At 71.4% G+C, this 20,086-nt stretch carries 23 protein-coding genes; 8 read left to right on the plus strand and 15 right to left on the minus strand.

Annotation, left to right across the window (positions count from 1 at the left end):
• The 4 genes from arsB to Q392_RS06325 all read right to left on the minus strand — a co-directional run bounded on the left by arsB (position 1) and on the right by Q392_RS06325 (position 2,272).
• Positions 1 to 1,089 (minus strand): ACR3 family arsenite efflux transporter, encoded by a 1,089-nt coding sequence (gene arsB / locus Q392_RS06310; protein ID WP_051952983.1) that lies wholly within the window; start codon positions 1,087 to 1,089, stop codon positions 1 to 3.
• Positions 1,086 to 1,577, minus strand: coding sequence for an arsenate reductase ArsC (locus Q392_RS06315; RefSeq protein ID WP_038203209.1), 492 nt, complete (start codon positions 1,575 to 1,577; stop codon positions 1,086 to 1,088). Before Q392_RS06315 ends, arsB begins: the two co-directional genes overlap by 4 nt.
• 10 nt (positions 1,578 to 1,587) lie before the next feature.
• Positions 1,588 to 1,911, minus strand: coding sequence for an ArsR/SmtB family transcription factor (locus Q392_RS06320; RefSeq protein WP_038203213.1), 324 nt, complete (start codon positions 1,909 to 1,911; stop codon positions 1,588 to 1,590).
• A gap of 67 nt (positions 1,912 to 1,978) precedes the next feature.
• Positions 1,979 to 2,272 carry a 2Fe-2S iron-sulfur cluster-binding protein gene (locus Q392_RS06325; RefSeq protein WP_038203216.1) on the minus strand — a complete coding sequence of 98 codons (294 nt, stop codon included), beginning with the start codon at positions 2,270 to 2,272 and terminating at the stop codon, positions 1,979 to 1,981.
• 82 nt (positions 2,273 to 2,354) lie between these two features.
• On the opposite strand from Q392_RS06325, the gene Q392_RS06330 reads away from it, so the two are divergent.
• The gene (locus Q392_RS06330; RefSeq protein WP_038203220.1) at positions 2,355 to 2,876 is read left to right on the plus strand and encodes a GNAT family N-acetyltransferase; all 522 of its coding nucleotides are present in this window, start codon (positions 2,355 to 2,357) and stop codon (positions 2,874 to 2,876) included.
• 22 nt (positions 2,877 to 2,898) lie between these two features.
• Positions 2,899 to 3,819, plus strand: coding sequence for a DUF808 domain-containing protein (locus Q392_RS06335; protein WP_038203223.1), 921 nt, complete (start codon positions 2,899 to 2,901; stop codon positions 3,817 to 3,819).
• 19 nt (positions 3,820 to 3,838) lie between these two features.
• On the opposite strand, the gene Q392_RS06340 is transcribed toward Q392_RS06335, so the two are convergent.
• Together Q392_RS06340 and Q392_RS33365 are read right to left on the minus strand one after the other, a co-directional pair.
• Positions 3,839 to 4,030, minus strand: a complete 192-nt coding sequence (locus Q392_RS06340; RefSeq protein ID WP_038203226.1) for a hypothetical protein — start codon at positions 4,028 to 4,030, stop codon at positions 3,839 to 3,841.
• 273 nt (positions 4,031 to 4,303) lie between these two features.
• The gene (locus Q392_RS33365) at positions 4,304 to 4,462 is read right to left on the minus strand and encodes a hypothetical protein (RefSeq protein ID WP_169748284.1); all 159 of its coding nucleotides are present in this window, start codon (positions 4,460 to 4,462) and stop codon (positions 4,304 to 4,306) included.
• A 171-nt stretch (positions 4,463 to 4,633) separates the two neighbouring features.
• Here Q392_RS33365 and Q392_RS06345 point away from each other — a divergent pair, with 171 nt between their 5' ends.
• From Q392_RS06345 to Q392_RS06370, 6 genes are all read left to right on the plus strand, one after another.
• A complete protein-coding gene (locus Q392_RS06345; RefSeq protein WP_038203229.1) occupies positions 4,634 to 5,047 on the plus strand; it encodes a hypothetical protein in 414 nt (137 codons plus the stop codon).
• A gap of 33 nt (positions 5,048 to 5,080) precedes the next feature.
• Complete coding sequence (locus Q392_RS06350) at positions 5,081 to 5,884, plus strand: enoyl-CoA hydratase/isomerase family protein (RefSeq protein WP_038203232.1); 804 nt, start codon at positions 5,081 to 5,083, stop codon at positions 5,882 to 5,884.
• 46 nt (positions 5,885 to 5,930) lie between these two features.
• Positions 5,931 to 6,593: an alpha/beta hydrolase gene (locus tag Q392_RS06355; protein WP_038203235.1), complete on the plus strand. Its 663-nt coding sequence runs from the start codon at positions 5,931 to 5,933 to the stop codon at positions 6,591 to 6,593.
• 95 nt (positions 6,594 to 6,688) lie between these two features.
• Positions 6,689 to 8,248: a glutamate--cysteine ligase gene (gshA, locus tag Q392_RS06360; RefSeq protein WP_038203238.1), complete on the plus strand. Its 1,560-nt coding sequence runs from the start codon at positions 6,689 to 6,691 to the stop codon at positions 8,246 to 8,248.
• A 163-nt stretch (positions 8,249 to 8,411) separates the two neighbouring features.
• Entirely contained in the window at positions 8,412 to 8,969 is a 558-nt protein-coding gene (locus Q392_RS06365; protein ID WP_038203240.1) for a hypothetical protein, read from the plus strand.
• Positions 8,970 to 9,227: 258 nt separating this feature from the next.
• Positions 9,228 to 10,154 (plus strand): SDR family NAD(P)-dependent oxidoreductase, encoded by a 927-nt coding sequence (locus tag Q392_RS06370; protein WP_038203244.1) that lies wholly within the window; start codon positions 9,228 to 9,230, stop codon positions 10,152 to 10,154.
• Positions 10,155 to 10,175: 21 nt separating this feature from the next.
• Here the strand turns inward: Q392_RS06370 and Q392_RS06375 are convergent, their stop codons facing one another.
• From Q392_RS06375 to Q392_RS06415, 9 genes are all read right to left on the minus strand, one after another.
• Positions 10,176 to 11,174, minus strand: a complete 999-nt coding sequence (locus tag Q392_RS06375) for a fumarylacetoacetate hydrolase family protein (protein ID WP_038203247.1) — start codon at positions 11,172 to 11,174, stop codon at positions 10,176 to 10,178.
• Between the two features lie 34 nt (positions 11,175 to 11,208).
• Complete coding sequence (locus Q392_RS06380) at positions 11,209 to 11,787, minus strand: Crp/Fnr family transcriptional regulator (RefSeq protein ID WP_169748285.1); 579 nt, start codon at positions 11,785 to 11,787, stop codon at positions 11,209 to 11,211.
• A gap of 90 nt (positions 11,788 to 11,877) precedes the next feature.
• Complete coding sequence (gene fdxA, locus Q392_RS06385) at positions 11,878 to 12,207, minus strand: ferredoxin FdxA (RefSeq protein ID WP_038203253.1); 330 nt, start codon at positions 12,205 to 12,207, stop codon at positions 11,878 to 11,880.
• On the minus strand, positions 12,204 to 12,980 hold the full coding sequence (locus Q392_RS06390) for a ferredoxin--NADP reductase (RefSeq protein WP_038203255.1): 777 nt from the start codon (positions 12,978 to 12,980) through the stop codon (positions 12,204 to 12,206). The genes fdxA and Q392_RS06390 overlap by 4 nt, the downstream gene beginning before the upstream one ends.
• Before the next feature lie 7 nt (positions 12,981 to 12,987).
• Positions 12,988 to 13,965 carry a tripartite tricarboxylate transporter substrate binding protein gene (locus Q392_RS06395; RefSeq protein WP_038203567.1) on the minus strand — a complete coding sequence of 326 codons (978 nt, stop codon included), beginning with the start codon at positions 13,963 to 13,965 and terminating at the stop codon, positions 12,988 to 12,990.
• A 16-nt stretch (positions 13,966 to 13,981) separates the two neighbouring features.
• On the minus strand, positions 13,982 to 15,337 hold the full coding sequence (locus Q392_RS06400; RefSeq protein ID WP_038203257.1) for a (Fe-S)-binding protein: 1,356 nt from the start codon (positions 15,335 to 15,337) through the stop codon (positions 13,982 to 13,984).
• Positions 15,334 to 15,759, minus strand: coding sequence for a Rid family hydrolase (locus tag Q392_RS06405; protein WP_051952987.1), 426 nt, complete (start codon positions 15,757 to 15,759; stop codon positions 15,334 to 15,336). The genes Q392_RS06400 and Q392_RS06405 overlap by 4 nt, the downstream gene beginning before the upstream one ends.
• Positions 15,760 to 16,110: 351 nt before the next feature.
• A complete protein-coding gene (locus Q392_RS06410; RefSeq protein ID WP_038203260.1) occupies positions 16,111 to 18,324 on the minus strand; it encodes a hypothetical protein in 2,214 nt (737 codons plus the stop codon).
• A gap of 87 nt (positions 18,325 to 18,411) precedes the next feature.
• Positions 18,412 to 20,028 (minus strand): DUF4139 domain-containing protein, encoded by a 1,617-nt coding sequence (locus Q392_RS06415; protein WP_051952989.1) that lies wholly within the window; start codon positions 20,026 to 20,028, stop codon positions 18,412 to 18,414.
• Positions 20,029 to 20,086: the final 58 nt, after the last annotated feature.

Consider the following 20,086-nt stretch of genomic DNA (forward strand, 5'->3'; position numbering starts at 1 on the left):
CTAGGCTCTGCGTTCGTACCACGCACCGGACCGGTTCACGACCGAGACGACCAGGAGCATCACCGGCACCTCGATGAGCACGCCCACCACGGTGGCCAGCGCCGCGCCCGACTGGAACCCGAACAGGCTGATGGCGGTGGCCACGGCCAGCTCGAAGAAGTTGCTGGCCCCGATGAGCGCCGAAGGGCCGGCCACGCAGTGGGCCACCCCGAGCCGGCGGTTGAGCAGGTAGGCCAGGCCGGCGTTCAGGAAGACCTGGATCAGGATCGGCACCGCCAGCAGCGCGATGACCAGCGGCTGCCGCAGGATCGCCTCGCCCTGGAAGGCGAAGAGGAGCACGAGCGTGAGCAGCAGGGCCGCGATCGACCACGGCCCGAGCCCGGCGGCCACCGCCTGCAGGCGCGCCGGTCCATCGCGCAGCAGCCGGGCCCGCAGCGCCTGGGCCAGGATCACGGGCACCACGATGTACAGGCACACGGACAGCAGCAGGGTGTCCCACGGCACCGTGATGGAAGACAGGCCCAGCAGCAGCGCGACCAGTGGCGCGAAGAGCACCACCATCAGTGCATCGTTGAGTGCGACCTGCGACAGCGTGAAGTACGGATCGCCCCTGCACAGCTGGCTCCATACGAACACCATCGCCGTGCACGGGGCGGCGGCCAGCAGGATCAGGCCGGCCACGTAGCTGTCGAGCTGGTCGGCGGGCAGCAGCGGGGCGAACAGCTGCCGGATGAACAGCCAGCCGAGGAGCGCCATCGAGAAGGGCTTGACCGCCCAGTTCATGAACAGCGTGACGCCGATGCCGCGCCAGTGCGCCCTGACCTGGCCGAGCGCGCCGAAGTCGATCTTCAGCAGCATCGGAATGATCATCACCCAGATGAGCAGGCCCACCACGATGTTGACCCTGGCCAGCTCCAGCGCCGCCACGGCGCGGAAGGCCGCGGGGAACAGCTGGCCCAGCGCGATGCCGGCGACGATGCACAGCGCCACCCAGAGACTCAGGTAGCGCTCGAAGAAGCCGATGCCCGGCAGCGGTGCCGGCGCGGCGGCGCCGGCCGGCAGGGATGCCCCGGAGGGTGCGCCGCTCATGCGTCGGCCAGGCCGCGGGCCGTGCTCTGCAGCACCATCCGGTCGAGGCTGGCGGCCGGCAGGTTGACCAGCAGCTCCAGGCGGCGGCGGATGGCGTGCAGGGTCTGGCGGAAGGCCTCCAGCTTGTGAGCCTCGTCGCCTTGCGCCTCGGACGGATCCGGATAGCCCCAGTGTGCCGTGGCCGGCTGGCCGGGCCAGTACGGGCAGGTCTCGCCGGCGGCGTTGTCGCACACGGTGATGACGAGGTCCATGCGGGGCGCATCGGGCCGGCCGAACTCGTCCCAGCTCTTGCTGCGCAGCCCGGCGGTGGAAATGCCCGCCTTCTCCAGGACGTCGAGCGCCATCGGGTGAGGCCGCTGGTTGCCGCGCGGGCTGCTGCCGGCCGAATATGCCTTGAAGCGGCCGGCGCCGATGTCGTTGAGCACCGCTTCGGCCAGGATGCTGCGCGCCGCGTTGTGAGTGCAGAGGAACAGGACGTTGAGGGTCATGGCGGGCTCTCTAGCAACAGGCACGGGCCTCGGCATCCACCTCGCAGGCCGCGCCGGCGCAGCAGTTCTCGGTGAGGTAGGCCAGGAGGGCGTTCATCTGGTCGAACGCGGCGCGGTAGATGAGGTTGCGGCCGCTGCGCTCCTGGGTCACCAGGCCGGCGTGCGCCAGCTCCTTCAGGTGGAAGGACAGGCTGGTGGCAGGCACGTCCATCGACTCGGCGAGGGTGCCGGGCGTCAGGCCCTCCGGACCGGCGACCACCAGCGCCCGGAACACCCGCAGGCGCAGCGGCTGTGCCAGGGCGGCAAGGGATTGGATGACGATTGTTTCTTCCATTATTCAATAATAGTCGAAATATCGAATGAATCAAGCCGCCATTCACCGCGTGACCCTGGGCGCCCGTTCAGTCGAACAGCGGGAAGGCCAGCGGCGCGTCGATCACCACGTTGCTGCCGCGCGCCTCGGCCACGCAGGGCAGGATCCAGCCTTCGGCGCGCTCCTCGCGCGTGACGCCGGGCCACTCGATGGTGTGCTCGACCGTGCCTTCGACCACCCGGCACAGGCAGGTGCGGCAGGTGCCGTTGCGGCAGGAGCTCGGCAGCTCGATGCCGGCGTCCTGCGCCGCCAGCAGCAGGCTGCGGCCGGGCGCGGCCTCGAACCGCAGGCCGCTGGGCCGGAGATGGACGGTGCTGGACATGGCGCGGCATTGTCGGGCAGGCGCCGGCGGGCGGGCGGCGACAATGGCGCGCCGTTTTTCCTCTTCTTCTCCGCTTTCCCGCATGTCTCCCTACGAAGTCTGCCCCGCCGAACAGCGCGACGCCAAGGCGATCGCCGACATCCACGCCGCCGCCGCCCGCGCCGCCTACCAGGGCATCGTGCCCGACGAGCAGCTCGACGCCCTGGCGCCCGCCACCCGCGAGGCCAAGTGGCGCCAGGCCATCGAGTTCGCCGAGCCGCAGGTGCACGTGGCGGTGCAGGGCGATACCGTGGTCGGCTTCGTCGGCTTCGACCGCTCGCGCGACCCCAAGACCAAGCCCACCGTCGGCGAGATCTGGTCGCTGTACGTCCACCCCGACCATTGGGGCAAGGGCGTGGCGCTGCAGCTGTGGGAGGCCGCCGAGGAGGGCTTGGAGGACGAGGGCTGCACCAGCGTCACCGTCTGGGTGCCGCTGCGCAACGAGCGCGCGCTGCGCTTCTTCGAGCACGAGGCCGGCTTCAAGCGCGAGATGAAGACCGCCAAGACCACCGCCCTGGGCACCATCCGCATCGAGGAAGTCCGCCTCAAGCGCGAACTGGGCTGACCCACCAACACGCATTCCTCCCATGGCCTCCAGTCTGCTGCTGCTGCTCGACGACATCGCCTCGGTGCTCGACGACGTTTCCGTGCTCACCAAGGTCGCGGCCAAGAAGACCGCCGGCGTGCTGGGCGACGACCTGGCGCTCAACGCGCAGCAGGTCACCGGCGTCCAGGCCGACCGCGAGCTGCCGGTGGTCTGGGCCGTGGCCAAGGGCTCGCTGGTCAACAAGGCGATCCTGGTGCCGGCGGCGCTGGCCATCGCCGCCTGGCTGCCGTGGCTGATCACGCCGCTCTTGATGCTCGGCGGCGCCTTCCTGTGCTTCGAGGGCGTGGAGAAGCTGGTCCACCGCTTCCTGCACAAGGCCGAGCACGCGGCCGAGGTGGAGCGCCACGTGCAGGCGATGGTGGAGGGCGGCGCCGATCCGGCGCGCATGGAGAAGGACAAGGTCAGGGGCGCGATCCGCACCGACTTCATCCTCTCGGCCGAGATCATCGTCATCACGCTCGGCGCGGTGACGGGCCAGCCCTTCTGGACGCAGCTCGCGGTGCTGGTGGCGATCGCGCTGGCGATGACGGTGGGCGTCTACGGCCTGGTGGCCGGCATCGTCAAGCTGGACGACCTGGGCCTGCACCTGAGCCGCAAGCCGGGTGGCGGCGCCCAGGCGGCGGGGCGCGCCATCCTCGCCTTCGCGCCCTGGCTGATGAAGGCGCTGTCGGTGGTCGGCACGGCGGCGATGTTCCTGGTCGGCGGCGGCATCCTGGTGCACGGCGTGCCGCAGGTCGGCCACGCGGTGGAGGCATGGGCCATCGATGCCGGCGCGCTGGTCGGCTCGCTGGGCTCCCTGGGTTTCAACCTCGCGGTGGGCCTGGTCGCCGGCGCCATCGTGCTCGGCGCGGTCGAACTGTTCAAGCGGCTGCGCGGCGGCGGCAGGGCGCCGGCGCACTGACGGGCTGCGCGGCGCCGCTTCAGCGCCGGCGGCGCACCAAGGCCACCACGATCATCGCCACGCCCAGCACCAGCGCGAACCAGCCCACCGTCTGCGCGCCGGCCACCATGTCGCGCCACGCCGGCGAGCGCAGCACGTAGGGGCCGAGCAGCACGGCGGCGCCGATGAAGGCGCACATGGCGCCGCGCAGCAGCATCTGGTCGTTTTTCATCGCCGGGCCGCCCTAAGATGAAAAAGCATCCTCTTGGGGGATCGGGCAGCCGCGAAGCGGGTGATCGAGGGGTCGTTTTTCATCGCGTGGGAGTCTCCTGATGGGTTGGCTGTTCGTCGGGCGCGCCTGCCGGTTCCAGCGGCATCGGTGGCAGGATCGACTGGTCCACGACGCGCAGGCGGCGGACCACGAGGGCATCGTACGGCGGTGCGTCGGACGCGCAAGAAAAAGCGCCCGCTCGGGGCGCTTCGGCAGACGGAAAACAGGGGCCGCTCAGCCCTGGTGGGCGCGCTTGCCGGGGTTCTTCTTGCTGCGGGTGTGGTTGCCGCGCTCCAGGCTGCGCTTCTGGCCGGCGCCCTGGCGTACGCGGATGGCGCCCGGCAGCGGCGGGGTGGCCTTGCGGTCGGCTTCGGTGACGATCTTGTTGCCCATATGGTGTGCTCCTTCGGATGGCAAATGAAAAAATCGCGAACCCCGTATTGGGCCACAGTCCGGCTGCGTTTCCCGCGGGGCCGCCTGGTTTTGAGGTCCAATCGACACTTTGCGCCCACTGTCCGGGCGCGACCAGCTATCAAGTCCATAGCAGACAAGCGTTCTTCTTCCATGTTCTTCCTCACTTCCTTCCGCCGGGGCCTGCTGCTTCTCCTGTCCGCTGCGGCCCTGGCGGCCCCGTTCGCCGCGTCGGCCCAGCAGGCGGCGGACGCTGCGGACTTCCCCGTCGCCGCGGTGCGCTTCCTGGACGCCGAGATGCCGGCGATGGACGCCGCCGTCGCCGCCCGCGACCGCAGCTTCTTCGAGGGCGCCATGGCGCGCGCGGTCGAGTTCGCCGACGCCTGGGGCTTCAAGTCGGGCGCCAACCCCGCCCTGGCGCGCTTCCAGCCCTGCGTGGGCGCCGTGTCCGACCACCTGGTGGTCGGGCTGTGCCGGCTCACGCCGGGCAGCGACGAATGCACCCCGCACCTGGCCAGCGGCTTCGCGCAGAACCTGCAGGCCTGCCGGGCGCTGGCCGGCCGCTGACACGACGATCACGACCACAGGAGACTTCACGCCATGACCACCGACTACGACGCCTACCGCACCCTCGCCATCACCCGCCGCGGCGAGGGCGGCGCCGTGCTGGACATCCAGATGCGCGCCGCCAACGGCAAGCTGCCCACCGCCGGGCACGACGGCCACCGCGAACTGGCCGAGATCTGGCGCGACGTGGCGCGCGACGACAGCGTGCGCTGCGCCGTGCTGCGCGGCGAGGGGCAGGGCTTCTCGGGCGGCGGCGACCTGGGCATGGTGCAGGACATGACGCAGGACGACGCCGTGCGCCGCCGCGTGTGGCAGGAGGCGCGCGACCTCGTCTACAACATCGTCAACTGCGACAAGCCCATCGTCAGCGCCATGCACGGCCCGGCGGTGGGCGCCGGGCTGGTGGCCGGGCTGCTGGCCGACGTCTCCATCGCCGCGAAGACGGCGCGCATCGTCGACGGCCACACGCGCCTGGGCGTGGCGGCGGGCGACCATGCCGCCATCGTCTGGCCGCTGCTGTGCGGCATGGCCAAGGCCAAGTACCACCTGCTGCTGTGCGAGCCCGTCAGCGGCGAGGAGGCCGAGCGCATCGGCCTGGTCTCGCTGGCGGTGGACGAGGCGGACCTGCTGCCGCGCGCCTACGCGGTGGCCGACCGGCTGGCCACCGGCAGCCAGGACGCGATCCGCTTCACCAAGTACGCGCTGAACAACTGGCTGCGCCAGGCGGGGCCGAGCTTCGACACCTCGCTGGCGCTGGAATTCATGGGCTTCGCCGGGCCCGACGTGCGCGAGGGCGTGGCCTCCCTGCGCGAGAAGCGCGCGCCGCGCTTCGGCTGATGCTCCGCCTTCTTCCTCCACTCCCTTCCACCGCTCGCCCATGCCCATGACACCGCCCCCCATCGAGATCGAGACCGGCCCGCAGCCGCGCGCCACCGTGCTGCTCATGCACGGCCTGGGCGACAGCGGGCACGGCTGGGCGCCGGTGGTGCCGGAACTGGCGCCGTACCTGTCGGACGTGGGTCCGGTGCGCTTCGTCCTGCCCAACGCGCCGGAAATGCCCGTCAGCATCAACGGCGGCTACCGCATGCCGGCCTGGTACGACATCCTCGGCCCCGGGCGCCCGGAGGACGAGGCCGGCCTGCGCCGCTCGCAGGCGGCCATCGAGGCGCTGATCGCGCACGAGAAGGCGCGCGGCATTCCCGCCGGCCGCATCGTCGTCGCCGGCTTCTCGCAGGGGTGTGCCCTGGCGCTGCTCACGGGGCTGCGGCATGCCGAGGCGCTGGCCGGCATCGTGGCGCTGTCCGGCTACCTGCCCCTGGCCGACGCCACGGCGGCCGAGGGCAGCCCGGCCAACCGGGCCACGCCGATCTTCATGGCGCACGGCGAGCACGACGGCGTCGTGCAGATCGAGCGCGCCGAACGGTCGCGCGAGCTGCTGGCCGGCCTGGGCTACGGCATCGAGTGGCACAGCTACCCGATGGAGCACAGCGTCTGCCCGCAGGAGATCGCCGACCTGGGCGCCTTCCTGGCGCGCGTGCTGGCCTGAGGGCCTGCGAGCCCCGACATCCCTGCGCCGACGCGAAGCGCGCGGCGGTGTTAACTTCCGCCCTCCAACCAAAGAGATTCGCGGACGCCCTCCCCATGAAGACATTGAAAAAGCGGCTGGCGGCCCTGCCGGCGCAACGCCTGCAGGGCATCCGGCGCGGCATCGAGAAGGAGAGCCTGCGCTCGCAATCCGACGGCAAGCTGGCGCTGACGCCGCATCCCGCGGCGCTGGGCAGCGCGCTCACGCACCCGCACATCACCACCGACTTCAGCGAGTCGCAGCTCGAGCTCATCACCGGCGTGCATGCGGACATCGAGGCCTGCCTGGCCGAGCTGACCGAGGTGCACCAGTACACCTACCGGGCGCTGAGCGAGGCCGGCGACGAGATGATGTGGGTCAGCAGCATGCCCTGCGGCCTGCCCTCGGACGAAACCATCCCGATCGGCCGCTACGGCACTTCCAACGTCGGCCGCGCCAAGAGCGTCTACCGCATGGGCCTCGCGCACCGCTACGGGCGGCGCATGCAGACCATCTCGGGCATCCACTACAACTGGTCGCTGCCGCAGGTGACGAGCGACGAGTACTTCGCGCTGATCCGCAACTTCCGCCGCCACGCCTTCCTGCTGCTGTACCTGTTCGGCGCCTCGCCGGCGGTGTGCGCCAGCTTCGTCGAGGGCCGCCCGCACGCGCTGCAGCCCATCGGCGAATACACCATGCACATGCCGCACGGCACTTCGCTGCGCATGGGGCGGCTGGGCTACCAGAGCGAGGCGCAGGCGTCGCTGTTCGTCAGCTACAACGGCCTGGACGGCTACGCCGCCTCGCTGGCCGACGCGCTGACCCGCCCGTACGCGCCCTACGAGGCCATCGGCATCCGCAACCTGGGCGGCGAGTACAACCAGCTCGCCACCACGCTGCTGCAGATCGAGAACGAGTTCTACGGCACCATCCGGCCCAAGCGCGTGATCTTCCCCGGCGAGCGGCCGCTGCATGCGCTGCGCGAGCGCGGGGTGGAATACGTCGAGGTCCGCCTGATGGACCTGGACCCCTTCGAGCCGGTCGGCATCCAGGCCCGGACCATGCGCTTCCTCGACGTCTTCCTGCTCCATTGCCTGCTGGCCGACAGCCCGCCGGACAGCCGCGACGAGATCGCCGAGATGAAGCACAACCAGCACCTGACCGCCGAGCGCGGCCGCGAGCCGGGCCTGGCGCTGCAGCGGCACGGGCGGCCGGTGGCGCTGGCGGACTGGGGCGCGGAGATCCTGGAGCAGTGCCGCCCCATCGCCGCGGCGATGGACGCGGCCTTCGGCGGCGAGCACCACGCCCAGGCCCTGGCCGCCGCGCAGGCGGCGCTGGCCGCGCCCGACACGCTGCCCTCGGCCCGCGTGCTGGCCGAGATGGCCGCGCGGCACGGCGACTCCTTCGTCGCCTTCACCCGCGAGCGCAGCCTCGCCGCCCGCGAGGCACTGCTGGCGCTGCCCTGGAGCGCGGCGCGCCAGGCCGACTTCGAGCGCCTGCGCGAGGACTCGGTGCGCGAGCAGGAGCGCATCGAGGCGGCCGACACGCTGCCCTTCGAGGCCTACCGGGAGCAGTACGTCTCGCCCCAGCGCCTGGGCCTGCGCCCGCTGCGCGGCGACGTGGCCCTGGCCATCTAAGGACCCCGAGGGCGGTTGCGCCGGCGCCTGCGCGGCCGGCGAAGCGAGACTTTTGCCGCAATGCGGCCGGAAGTCGTGCCCCGGCTTTGTTAACAAAAGTGTCCATTTGCGTTGGCTTCTGTCAGAATCGATGTAAACCTCCTTCTGACATCCAGGCATCCAAGTGAATCCTTTCGACTACGAGCAGACCGCCGACGGCATGCAGGTCGACGAACTGGAGTTCGCCGTGGCGACGGGCCGCTCCTGCGACAGCCTGGTGGATCCGGTCGTCGGCGAGACCCTGCGGCTGGTCCTGCAGAAGATGGACATCGTCCTGGCCTACGCCTGCGAGGCGGTGGGCGCGCAGGGCCCCGACGCGACGCGCGAGCTGTCCGAGGCCGGGCAGTGGTACCTGTTCGACAACGCCTTCGCGCGCAGCCTGGCGGCCGAGCACTGGGTCGAGCCGGGCCGGCCGGCGCCGCAGGGCTGCTTCACCGTGCCGGTGGTGCTGGCCAGCGGCCGCGTGGTGGGCGCGCTGTACGCCCCGCGCTATGCCGGCGATGCCGCGCAGGCGCAGCAGCTGCTGCGGCAGGTGGAGCTGTCGGCGCAGCTGATCGCGCGCCGCATCGACGAGCGGCCGCGCGCGGCGGCGCCCGCCGGCGCGCCGTCCGCGACGGTGATGCCGCTGCCGCAGGCGTCGAGCCGCGCCGAGCCGCCGCAGGCCTGGGCGCTGGCCGCCTGAGACCGCTGCGTTTCCGCACACGGGCCGCCTTCGGGCGGCCTGATTTTTGTCGCTGGGCCGCCCCAAGACAAAAAGCATCCCCTCGGGGGATCGGGCAAGCGCGAAGCGGTTGACCGAGGGGCCTTTTTTGTGGCGGGCGGCCCCGGGGCACGGCCGGGACAGCGGGCGCCGCGCCCAGCCGCTACAGTGCGCGTCGCCGGGTTTTCTCGCCCGGGCGCATCCGTACAACGCACGAAAAGCACGAAAGGACACCAGCGCATGAGCAGCAGCACCGAGCCCCGCATCGACTTCACCGGCCGCGTGGCCATCGTCACCGGCGCCGGCGGCGGCCTGGGCCGCCAGCATGCGCTGGCCCTGGCCGCGCGCGGCGCCAAGGTGGTGGTCAACGACCTGGGCGGCGCGGTGGACGGGCAGGGCGGTTCGGCCTCGGCCGCGCAGAAGGTGGTCGACGAGATCCGCGCCGCCGGCGGCGAGGCCATCGCCAACGCCGCCTCCGTCACCGACTTCGCGGCCGTGCAGGCCATGGTGCAGCAGGCCGTGGACACCTGGGGCCGGGTGGACGTGCTGGTCAACAACGCCGGCATCCTGCGCGACAAGAGCTTCGCCAAGATGGAACTGGACGACTTCCGGCTGGTGGTGGACGTGCACCTGATGGGCGCCGTGCACTGCACCAAGGCCGTGTGGCCGATCATGACGGCGCAGAAGTACGGCCGCATCGTGATGACCACCTCGTCCTCGGGCCTGTACGGCAACTTCGGCCAGAGCAACTACGGCGCCGCCAAGATGGCGCTGGTCGGCCTGATGCAGACGCTGAGCCTGGAGGGCGCGAAGAACGACATCCGCGTCAACTGCCTGGCGCCCACCGCCGCCACCCGCATGACCGAGGGCCTGATGCCGCAGGAGGTGCTGGACGCGCTGCGGCCCGAGGCCGTGGTGCCGGCGATGCTGGTGATGGCGGCCGAGAGCGCGCCCACCCGCACCATCCTGTGCGCCGGCGCCGGCACCTTCGAGGCGGCCCACGTCACGCTGACGCAGGGCGCCCACATCGGCCTGGGCGCCGACGCGCCCGAGCAGCTCGCCGCGCGGCTGGCCGAGGTCACCGAACGCGACGGCGAGCAGGTGCCCGCCAGCGGCGCCGCGCAGGGCGCCAACGAGGTCGGCAAGGCGATGGCGGCACGCCGCTGAGGCGGCTGCCGGCACGCCGCCTCACTGGCTTTCGTGGTGCGTCGAGATGACGATGCGCTGAACGATCTCTCCAAACAAGGTTTCTGCCCTGACATCGCGCGCTTCGATGCAGATCGTCTCGCCGTGCTGCAGAAAGGGCGTGCGCGCCTGGCCGTGTTCGATGATCTCCTTCATGCGGCACTCGGCGATGCAGCCATAGCCCGCGTCTTCGTCGCGGTTGGACACGGTGCCCGCGCCGACGATGCTGCCCGCGCCCAGGCTACGGGTGCGGGCCAGGTGGGCGATGAGCTGCCCGAAGGAGAACTGCATGTCGTCGCCCATACGCAGCCGACCGACCTGGCTGTCGCCACGCCAGACATTGAGCTGCAGGTGCGCCTTGCCGTCCCGCCAGGCGTCACCCAGTTCGTCGGGCGTTACGGCCACGGGCGAGAAGGCCGACGCGGGCTTGCTCTGCACAAAGCCGAAACCCTTGGCGAGCTCCGCCGGGATGAGGTTGCGCAGTGAGACGTCGTTGACCAGCACCAGCAGACGCACGGCGGCCTCGGCCTGGACGGGCGTCACGCCGGCCGGCACGTCACCGGTGATGACGGCGGCCTCGGCCTCGAAGTCGATGCCCCAATCCGCGTCCGCGCAGACGATGTCGTCGCGCGCGCCCAGCAGCACATCGCTTCCACCCTGGTACATCAGCGGGTCGTTCATCAGCTCTGGCGGCATCTGCGCGCCGCGCGCGCGGCGCACCAGTTCCACGTGATGGAGGTAGGCCGAGCCATCGGCCCACTGATAGGCGCGCGGTAGCGGCGCCATGCACATGCCGGCCTGAAAAGGGAACGCCCCCGCCAAGCGACCGGCCTCGAGCTGCTCGCTGCGCAGGCGCATCGTGTGCTCCAGTTCGCTCCAGTGGTCGAGCGCAGCCTGCAGCGTATGGGCGATGTCGGGCACGAAGGCGGCGCGCGCCAGGTCCCGGGTGACGAGGACGAGCTTGCCGTCGCGGCTGCCGTCGCGGTAGGTCGCGAGCTTCATGTGTCTGTTTCTTTGGATGAGAAATTCGTTGCCGTCAGGCCAGTAGGCCCTTGGCGTCATGGATGACGATGGTGCCGGGCTGGCGGGTAAGCAGACCGCGCCTTTCGAAGTCCGCCAGGGTCAGACTCACCCATGGCCGGCTTGCCCCAATCATCTTGCCCAGCTCGTCATGGGTGACCTGCTGCACCAGCTGACGGCCGTCGGGCGCCGGTACGGCCAGTGCCAGCAGGATGCGGCCCAGGCGCTGCGATGCCGAGTCGAGCACCAGCGGCGCACTGCGCTCGATGTTCTCGACCGCGAGGATGGCCAGGAGGCGCATGATGTTGTGCGCCAGTTGCGGGATGCGGCGCAGGCAGGCCTCGAAATCCGCCGCCGACAGGATGGACGCGTCCACTTGCCCCGCGGCTTCGACGGTCAGGATGCGCGGCTGGCGCAGCACCACGGCGGCCAGACCCAGAATGCTGCCGGCCGTGAGCATGCTGAGCGTGAACTCGTCGCCCTCGGGCGAAGTGATGAAAAGACGCACCCGGCCGTTGCGCACCACCACCAGGCTGTCGCTGGGCTCGCCCTGGCTGAAGACGATGGCGCGGGGCGCAAAGACTTTGCCGCGCATGAGCTGGTGAACGGCCTCGGCCTCGTCGTGTGTGAGGCCTTGGAGCGCACGGTTCCATTTGGGGTCGTGAGGGCGGTCCATGATGCCGCACTATGCCGCAGCGCCTTCGGGGAAGAAGCGCTCCAGCTTGCCGGGCAGGCCGCGGTGCGCTTCGGCGTCGGGCGGCGCTGGCCGTGCCGCGGTGATCGCGGGCCACTCCGCCGCAAAGCGGCGGTTGATCTCGCGCCAGCGCGGGCCCGCCTGCAGGTCGAAGGCGATGGCCTGGGCCGGGCATTCGGGCTCGCACACGCCGCAGTCGATGCACACCTCAGGGTCGATTACCAGCATGGCCGGCCCCTCGCGGAAGGCATCCACCGGACAGATGGCGACGCAGTCGGTGTACTTGCAGCGGATGCAGGCTTCGGTGACGACGTAGCTCATCGTTCGACGAAGGCGCGCTCATACACGTAGTCGCCCGCCTCGCCGGTGCCGGCCGACACCGTGAAGCCGCGCGCGTCGAGCTCGGCGCGGATGTCGACCAGAGCCGCTGGATTGCCGCAGATCATCACTCGGTCGCTCTCGGGCGACATCGGCGGCAGGCCCAGGTCGCACGCCAGCTTGCCGCTGCGAATCAGATCCGGGATGCGCCCGGTCACGCGGAACGGCTCACGCGTGCAGGTTGGGTAGTAGGTGAGCTGACGCGACACCGCCTCGCCCAGGTAGGCGTCGGAGGGCAGGCGCGACTGCAGCTCGTCGGCGTACGCCAGCTCGCTCACATAGCGCACGCCATGCACAAGCACCACGCGATCGAATCGCTCGTACACCTCGGGATCGCGCACGATGCTCATGAAAGGCGCCAGACCCGTACCCGTGGCCAGCAGATAGACCGTGCGGCCGGGCCGGAGGTCGTCGAGCACCAGCGTGCCCACCGCCTTGCGGCCAACCAGCACCTCGTCGCCCTCGCGCACGTGCTGCAGGCGCGACGTCAGTGCGCCGTCCTGCACCTTGATGCTGAAGAACTCCAGTTCCTCGGCGTGGCCGGGGCTGGCGATGCTGTAGGCCCGCATCAGCGGCCGGTCCTCCGTCGGCAACCCGACCATGACGAACTGGCCGTTGCGAAACCGCAGCCCCGGCGCGCGCGTGGTGGTGAAGCTGAAAAGGCTGTCGTTCCAGTGGCGGACCGAGGAGATGCACTCGAGTGTGGTTGCGCTCATGCCGGGCTCACTGCACCTGGATGTTGGCGGCCTTGACCACGCGCGACCAGCGAGCGATCTCGGTGCGGATGAAGCGGTCGTAGTCCTGCGGGCTGCTGCCCACTGGCTCCATGCCGAAGTCGCGTACCTTGGCGGCGAAGGCCTCTTCCTTCACGACGGCGGCAATGTCGGCGCCCACGCGGTCGACGATGGGCCGAGGCACCTTGCTCGAGGTGACCATGCCGAAGGCCGACACCACTTCGAAGCCGGGCAGCGTTTCGGCGATGGCCGGGTAGGTCGGGTCGCTGGCTAGCCGCTCCTTGAGCGTGACGCCCAGCACCTTGAGCCTGCCCGAACGCACGTATTCCTTGACCGGCGCCCAGACGTCGAACATCAACGGCACGCGCCCGCTCAGCACGTCGGCATGGGCCGCTGCGCTACCGCCGTAAGGCACGTGCAGCAGGTCGATGCCGGCCTGCTGGTTGAGCAGCGCGCCCGACACGTGGTTGAGCGTACCCACGCCGGGCGTGGCGTAGCTCAGCGTATTCGGGTGGGCCTTGGCCAGGGCGATCAGTTCGGCCACCGTATCGGCGGGCAGCGAGGGGTGCGCCACCAGCGCGCAGGCCGAGGTGGTGATCTGGCTCACGCCGACCAGATCGCCCACGGTGTCGTAGGGCAGATCGTTGCGGATGGCCGGGTTGACCACGTGGGCCATGACCACCATGCCGATGGTATGGCCGTCGGGCGCCGCCTTCGCGACCACGTTGGTGCCGATGGCCGAACCGCCGCCGGCGCGGTTGTCCACCACTACGGGCTGCTGCCACCTGTCCGACAGGCGCTGGCCGAGCATGCGCGCCAGCACGTCGGTCGGGCCGCCCGCGGTGAAGGGCACGATGATTCGCACCGCCCGCGAAGGGAACGGCTCCTGCGCCAGGGCAGGCATCGCAAAGCCCGCGGTCGCGGCGGCGGCCGCGGTCAGGAAGCGGCGGCGGTTCGGTTTTTTCATGAGGACGTTCTTCATGTCAGTGGGTGTGGGTTGCATGGGTGTCTCCCCGCGCAGCGCTCGCCGGCGCCTCTGTAGCCAGGCAGTCGAGGCCGCCCTTGAATTCGGAGACGGCGAAGATCTCGGCGCCGTGGCGTTCGAGCCATTCGCTGTCGAGCACGACGCCATTGCGCTGCAGCCATGGCTGGGCGTCCTGGACGATGGCCTTCCAGTCCTCCATGCCGCGCAGCGTCTTGAGGCGGTCCTCGCGAGGCTGCTGACCCAGTGCCTGCGCCAGAAGCTCGGTGAAATTCAGCACCTCGAACGACTCGGTCTGCTCCAAGCCGATGAAGGCCATGTGGCAGCCGTGATAGAGCGTGACCAGGGTGTCTGCGCCGGTGGCGCGAACCCGCTCTACCAGATGCCCATGCTCATGCGCCTGCAGCTCGGGCGTCTTCGAGCAGCCCGAGCCGCCGCAGGTGTAGGACGACTCGAGCACGGTCTCGACGACCTCCAGCCCCGGAATGGCGCGCAGCAGCGTCTCGACATTGCGGCCGATCTCGGGCATGCCGCGGTGGGCGTGCAGCACCACCCGGCGTCGGATCGGATGGGTGAAGCGCGCACGCAATTCGTCGGCGCGCGAGATCAGGTAGGTGGTGACGTGGTCGAATTCGTACTGCCGAGGCGCGAAGCCGGCCAGCGTCTCGCCCAGGTGCACTTCGCAGGTGGGGCACCAGTTGAGCACCTTCTCCGGCGCGTGCGCGCCAAAGCGGCGCAGCGTGTTGGCGGTGATGCGCCCGCCCACCTGCGGCTGCCCTTCCCACTTGGCCGCGATCACGCCGCAGCACGACGACGGACCGCCCGCCACTTCGTAGTCCACCTCCAGCGCGTCGAGCACGGCCATGGTGTTGAACAGCAGATTGGGCGTGCGCAGTGCGTTGCAGCCGGTGTAGAAAACCATCTGTGCAGGTCGTGGTTTGGCGGGCGTGAAGAGCCGCGCATAGTCCTCGGGAAGCAATTGCATCGCGATCATCAGCTTGATGGCGCGCGCCATGCGGCGGAAGAGCTGCGGCGTGCGGCTGTCGACGGTGGCGTCGCGCATGTTGGCCAGCATCAGCAGGCGGCGCGGGTTCACGTCTTCCGGACAGGCGGGAATGCAGTCGCCGCAGCCGTTGCAGCCGTGCATCCAGTCGGCGCTGGACGCCGGCGGTCGCTCGCCCTCTGCCAAGAGGCGCAGTACGCCGCCCACCACGTCGACGGGCGGCCGGCGGGCGGCAGCGCCAAAGGGCACCACTGGGCACACCTCGACACAGCGCGCACAGCCGGTGCAGGCGGACAGCATTGCGTCCGTCTCACGCCGCGCGTAGGCGTCGAGATCGACCGCGACAGCGCTCATGCTCCGGCCTCGGGCAGGCTCACCACGGCCTCGATCTCCACCAGCATGCGCGAATCGATGAGGCGCGGCACCTCGACCAGCGTCGCGGCCGGCTTGCCGCAGAAGTACGGTGCGCGCAGTTCGAGCGTCTCGCGGTGAAAACGCTCGATATCGGTCGTAAAGAGCGTGAACTTGACTACGTCTTCCCAGCGCGCGCCGGCAGCCTCGAGGATGTCGCCCAGGTTGGCGAAGCATTGCACGGTTTGGGCGCGGAAATCGCCCGCACCCACCATGTCGCCCTGCGGATCGCGCGCGGTGATGCCGGCGGTGTGCAGCGTGCGGCCGCTGTGCACTACGCCCAGCGAAAAGTGCACCTTGTCTTCCCAGGGCTTGCGCAAGCGGATCACCTTGCGTTGGCCGGATTCGGGGGCTTCCGTCGTCATCGTTTCGCTCCGTTCGTCGTGGTGAACCAGAGTCTGCGTCCAAGCCGCGCGCCGACGTGTTAAGTTCTTAACGACGGTCGTGGGCTGCTAGCGGAGAGCAGATTCGATGCGCTGCAACCCGGGCCACTTCGTACGGTCGACTTCGATTAAGTGCCTGCGAATGGCCGAAGTCTTCGTGCTTGTGTGTCTTCGTGGGACAGCGGATCCGTTTCTTCGTGTCTTTCGAGGAACGCGGCTCGGAGGTCGAGCTTCCGTACGGAACCGCAAAGCCGGGCGACGCCGTGCTGCGCATCGCGCCTTCCTCGCTTCGCTGAAGGCGGCTCGTCCCTTCGGCTTCCTTGGCTGGCGTGCCTAGCCGGCGGACGCGGGAGCGGCCGCCTGCGCGCCGTGCTGCACGGCCGGCGGCAGGTGCGGGTCGAGCCAGTCCATGCGCCACGCCAGCACGGCCAGTGCGGCCAGCGCCACGGCGGCCGCCATGGCGCCGGCGAAGCCGCCGCGGGGTCCGGCATCGGCACCGCGCGGCGACAGTCGGCGCGCCCCGGCGGGCACCTGCGCCGTCTGCGAGAGCGAGCCGCCCAGCCGCACGTTCACCTTCATCCGGCCGTTGATCGCCCAGCCGCTGGCGTCCAGCAACGGGCCCAGGCTGCGCTGGCGCAGCTTGAGCCAGGCGATCAGCATGCTCGGCCCGGAGATGGCCGCGACCACGCCGCCCAGCGCGATGGGGATCCACGGCCCGAGGTCGATGAACTTGGTGAAGATGGCCACCAGCACGGCGCTGATGCTGCCCATCGCCACGCCCAGTGCGGCCACGGTGCCGACATCGATGCGCCCCGGCAGCCGCGGCGTGGCCGCCGGCTTGCCGGCGCTGGCGGGCGGGGTGGCGCCGGCCGTGCTGCCGGTGGCGGCCAGGCTGGTCGCCACGCCGCCCAGGGCGCCCTGGGCGCTCGCCTCGCTGGCGGCGGCGCGGCGGGCCACCTGTTCCTCCAGCGCGCGCACGAACTTCTTGTAGGGCGCGAAGAAGGCCTGCATCACGCTGGTCGGGTTCTCGATCAGGTGGGTGATGGTGGCGTCCCAGTCGCGGCCCTGCCGGTCGTAGAAGATGCCGTTGCGGCCGACGAAGAGGAAGTCGGTGTCGCCCGCGGTGAAGGCGGCGGCGACGGTCATCTTCTCGGTGCCGCTGCTGCCGGCGCGGGTGCAGTCGCAGTAGGCCAGGCAGGTCTTGGCCAGGCCGGCGACGATCGCATGCTTCTTGGCGTCCGCCACGCGCACCGTCAGTTCGCAGCTGCGCCCGTCCATCACCAGCGTGCCGGCCTGGAAGATGGCGCCTTCGCGCAGGTAGAAGCACTTGAAGGAGACGAAGTTGTGCAGCAGCGCGAGCAGGTCGCGCTTCAGGCGGATGAGCTTCTCCAGGTCGGCCAGGCGGGTGTTGTGCGCCTCCTCGCCCTCGTCCTCGGCGATGAGCGCCATCACGGCGGGCCGGGCCTCCAGCCAGGCCTGCAGCTCGGCCGGCGCGGCGTCGCCCAGCGGGGTGGCGGGGCGCTCGCCCAGCCAGCGGCGGGGGGCCGCGAGCCGGTCGAGCACCTGCTGCCAGCCGGGCTCGTCCAGCGCCTGCGTCGCCTCGCCCAGCAAGGGCTGGGCGGCGTCGCGCCGCAGGCGGTCCAGCGCGGCGGCCCAGGCCGGGTTGACCGGGCCGCCCAGCGGCAGCACGCCGGCCGGCGTGACGGCGGCCAGCGGCAGCGCGGCCAGTGCCGGCGAATCGGCCGCCAGCGCGTCGCCGGCCAGCGCCGCATAGGTGTCGGGCGCGGGGTTGAGGGCAGGCACGGCGTGCGCGTCGAAGGCGGCGACGCGGCAGCGGGCGAAGAAATCGTCCACCTTGGCGCGCACTGCCTCGACGGCCCGTGCGGCGTCCAGCGTGCGCTCGCCCAGCGGCAGCGCGGCCTCGTCCGCGGCCAGCCGCGCGTGCCAGGCGTGCAGCGACTGCACGTCGGCGAAGAAGGCCTCGGCCATGGCGCGGTCCACGCCGGGCTCGCCGCTGCGGTCTTTCACCGCGCGGGCGGCGCCGTGGCTGGCGAGGATGCGCGAGATCGCCTGCTGCGCCGGCGCGTCGTGCGCGGTCTGCACGGTGACGACGCTGTCGCCGTTGAAGCGCAGGCCCGCCAGCCGCTCGCGGCGCGCCGTCACGTCGGCCAGCGTCAGCTCGCCGTCTTCCGGGCGGCCGAGCGTGCGCAGCACGCGGCGTGTTTCCACCGTGAGTTCGCTGTCCGCCCGCAGCTCGTGCGCGGCCAGCCGGTCGCCTCCGCGCAGCAGCACGTCGGGGTCGGCGAACTGCGCGCAGGCCCACTCGCAGGCGGCGACCAGTTCGGGCTGGCGGATGCGGCCGTCGCCGTCCGCGTCGATCAGGGAGAGGGTGCGGGCGTCCAGCTCCAGGCCCTGCACGGGGCAGGCGAGGGCGACCCACAGCTTCGGGTCCAGCTCGCCCAGCCGGGCGATGTCCTGTCCGCTGCGGAAGACCACCTGGTCGACGCCGCCGGCGCGCACGAAGCTGAATGCGTGTCGGGTTGGCATGGCCTACAGCGTCGCCGCTGCGCCGCGGCCCGGGCGTAGGCCGATGGCTGACGCTCGGTTCAGCCTGGGCCAGCGATCGCCGGCGGCTCAGCGGCCGCTGAGCTGCGCGTCCTTGGGGTAGGCGATGGTGTGCTCGGCGGTGAAGCGCGCGCTCCGGCCCGGCGCCAGCTCGGCGCGCCACATCGCGATGCCGGGCTGGCGGTTCCAGTCCCGCTCGGCCGGCTGCGGGCTGAACTGCGAGCGCACCTTCACCTCGTCGTCCACCGACACGGGCGCGGCCTCCAGCACCTGCACCGCCATCGGCGTGCGGTGGCGGTTCTCGACCACATAGGCGCGCTGCACGCGGCGCTCGGCGCGGCTGCCGACGAAGCCGCCGCTGCCCCGGCTGTCGCGTTCGGGCTCGGCCTGCACGCGCACCAGCTCGTCGCGGCCGAAGGACAACTGCATGCGCGCCGGCCCGTCGGCGTTCGCCGGCGCGGTCCAGCGGCCGGTGCCGGCGAAGGTGCCGTCGCGCCAGAGCTGCAGCGCGCCCTCGGGCCACACGCCCTCCGGCGCGTCGAACTCGGCGACCAGGTAGCCGGCCGCCTCCTCGCGCGGGCTGATGCGCACGGCCAGTTGCGCCGCGGCCTCGCGCCGCTCCAGCGTCATCGCCACGCGCTGGCCGCCGGAGGGCACGTCGATGGGCTGCGGCACGGCGAACTCGGTGGCGAAGCTGCCCTGGAACACGCTGGCGTCGAACAACGGCGCGGCCGTGTCGGCCTGCGCCATCGCTACGGGCGCGGCGGCGGGCGCCGACATCGCGCGGCGCAGCCGCGCTTCCTCCTTGGCGGCGGACGGCGGCGGCTGCAGGCCGACCTGCCAGGGCGGCGGCGTGCGGCCCGCCGTGCCGCGGCGCGGCTGGCCGGTGGCGAGCACCAGCTTCACGCCGCGCCAGTCCTCGCCGGTGGCCTGGGCCACCAGCGCCTGGCGCTCGATGCGCACCTGGCCGGTGGCGCTGTCCAGCGCGGCGCGGTAGGCGGGCGTCCAGCCGGGACCGGCGACCTGGTAGGCCAGCCGCAGCCGGGCCTCGCGCGGGGCGTGCAGCGTCACGGTGACGCTGCTCACCTTCGCGTCGCCGTCGCCCTGGGCGCGGCGGCGCTCGGCCAGCAGCGGCTGCAGCTGCCGGTCGATGTCGGCCTGGCCGCGCGCGAGCTGGTGCCGGCGCAGCAGCGCCTCTTCCCCGGTGCGGCGCAGCGCCTCGGCCGTGGCGGCGAGCGCCGCCGCGCCGGGGGCGGCCTGACGGCGCTCGCCGTCGCCGCCCAGGCCCTGGAGGTAGCCGGTCACGTAGCCGAGCGCGTCGGCCTGCGCCGCCAGCGCGGCCTTCTGGTCCTCCAGCGCGCGGATGCGCTCGTCCAGCGGGCTGGCGGCGCAGGCGGCCGACAGCGAGCGCGGCCCGGTCTGCACCGAGGCCTCGCCGATCTGCACCGAGGCGTCGTCGCTGCTGAGCTGCAGGTTCTGCGGGTCCAGCCCGGCCGGCAGGCAGTCGAAGCGGATGCTGCGGCTGCCGGCCGCCACCTGCGCCACGCGTTCCACGGTGGCGCTGCCGGGGTAGACCTTCACCTGCGTGATGCGTGACGCGGCGGGGGACTGCGCGGCGGCGGCCGAGGCGGCGAGCAGGGCGGCGAGGGGCGCGAGGCGCAGGGCGGGGGAAAGGAGGGACGGCATGGTCGGACGCTTTCAAGAGGAAGTGGACGATCCGCCTTCCACGGTCGACAGCGCCGGA

Origin of the sequence: Xenophilus azovorans DSM 13620 (assembly GCF_000745855.1) — a bacterium.
GTDB classification, from domain to species: domain Bacteria; phylum Pseudomonadota; class Gammaproteobacteria; order Burkholderiales; family Burkholderiaceae_C; genus Xenophilus; species Xenophilus azovorans.

Excerpts from the sequence above, each read along its gene's own strand:
- gshA (WP_038203238.1), top strand. The coding sequence starts at position 6,689 with ATGAAGACATTGAAAAAGCGGCTGGCGGCCCTGCCGGCGCAACGCCTG.
- arsB (WP_051952983.1), bottom strand. The coding sequence starts at position 1,089 with ATGAGCGGCGCACCCTCCGGGGCATCCCTGCCGGCCGGCGCCGCCGCG.
- Q392_RS06390 (WP_038203255.1), bottom strand. The coding sequence starts at position 12,980 with ATGAGCGCAACCACACTCGAGTGCATCTCCTCGGTCCGCCACTGGAAC.
- Q392_RS06410 (WP_038203260.1), bottom strand. The coding sequence starts at position 18,324 with ATGCCAACCCGACACGCATTCAGCTTCGTGCGCGCCGGCGGCGTCGAC.
- Q392_RS06355 (WP_038203235.1), top strand. The coding sequence starts at position 5,931 with ATGACACCGCCCCCCATCGAGATCGAGACCGGCCCGCAGCCGCGCGCC.
- Q392_RS06375 (WP_038203247.1), bottom strand. The coding sequence starts at position 11,174 with ATGAAGCTCGCGACCTACCGCGACGGCAGCCGCGACGGCAAGCTCGTC.
- Q392_RS06380 (WP_169748285.1), bottom strand. The coding sequence starts at position 11,787 with ATGCGCGGCAAAGTCTTTGCGCCCCGCGCCATCGTCTTCAGCCAGGGC.
- Q392_RS06400 (WP_038203257.1), bottom strand. The coding sequence starts at position 15,337 with ATGAGCGCTGTCGCGGTCGATCTCGACGCCTACGCGCGGCGTGAGACG.
- fdxA (WP_038203253.1), bottom strand. The coding sequence starts at position 12,207 with ATGAGCTACGTCGTCACCGAAGCCTGCATCCGCTGCAAGTACACCGAC.
- Q392_RS06370 (WP_038203244.1), top strand. The coding sequence starts at position 9,228 with ATGAGCAGCAGCACCGAGCCCCGCATCGACTTCACCGGCCGCGTGGCC.
- Q392_RS06415 (WP_051952989.1), bottom strand. The coding sequence starts at position 20,028 with ATGCCGTCCCTCCTTTCCCCCGCCCTGCGCCTCGCGCCCCTCGCCGCC.
- Q392_RS06340 (WP_038203226.1), bottom strand. The coding sequence starts at position 4,030 with ATGAAAAACGACCAGATGCTGCTGCGCGGCGCCATGTGCGCCTTCATC.
- Q392_RS06325 (WP_038203216.1), bottom strand. The coding sequence starts at position 2,272 with ATGTCCAGCACCGTCCATCTCCGGCCCAGCGGCCTGCGGTTCGAGGCC.
- Q392_RS06335 (WP_038203223.1), top strand. The coding sequence starts at position 2,899 with ATGGCCTCCAGTCTGCTGCTGCTGCTCGACGACATCGCCTCGGTGCTC.
- Q392_RS06320 (WP_038203213.1), bottom strand. The coding sequence starts at position 1,911 with ATGGAAGAAACAATCGTCATCCAATCCCTTGCCGCCCTGGCACAGCCG.
- Q392_RS06330 (WP_038203220.1), top strand. The coding sequence starts at position 2,355 with ATGTCTCCCTACGAAGTCTGCCCCGCCGAACAGCGCGACGCCAAGGCG.
- Q392_RS06395 (WP_038203567.1), bottom strand. The coding sequence starts at position 13,965 with ATGAAAAAACCGAACCGCCGCCGCTTCCTGACCGCGGCCGCCGCCGCG.
- Q392_RS06345 (WP_038203229.1), top strand. The coding sequence starts at position 4,634 with ATGTTCTTCCTCACTTCCTTCCGCCGGGGCCTGCTGCTTCTCCTGTCC.
- Q392_RS06350 (WP_038203232.1), top strand. The coding sequence starts at position 5,081 with ATGACCACCGACTACGACGCCTACCGCACCCTCGCCATCACCCGCCGC.
- Q392_RS06405 (WP_051952987.1), bottom strand. The coding sequence starts at position 15,759 with ATGACGACGGAAGCCCCCGAATCCGGCCAACGCAAGGTGATCCGCTTG.
- Q392_RS06315 (WP_038203209.1), bottom strand. The coding sequence starts at position 1,577 with ATGACCCTCAACGTCCTGTTCCTCTGCACTCACAACGCGGCGCGCAGC.
- Q392_RS33365 (WP_169748284.1), bottom strand. The coding sequence starts at position 4,462 with ATGGGCAACAAGATCGTCACCGAAGCCGACCGCAAGGCCACCCCGCCG.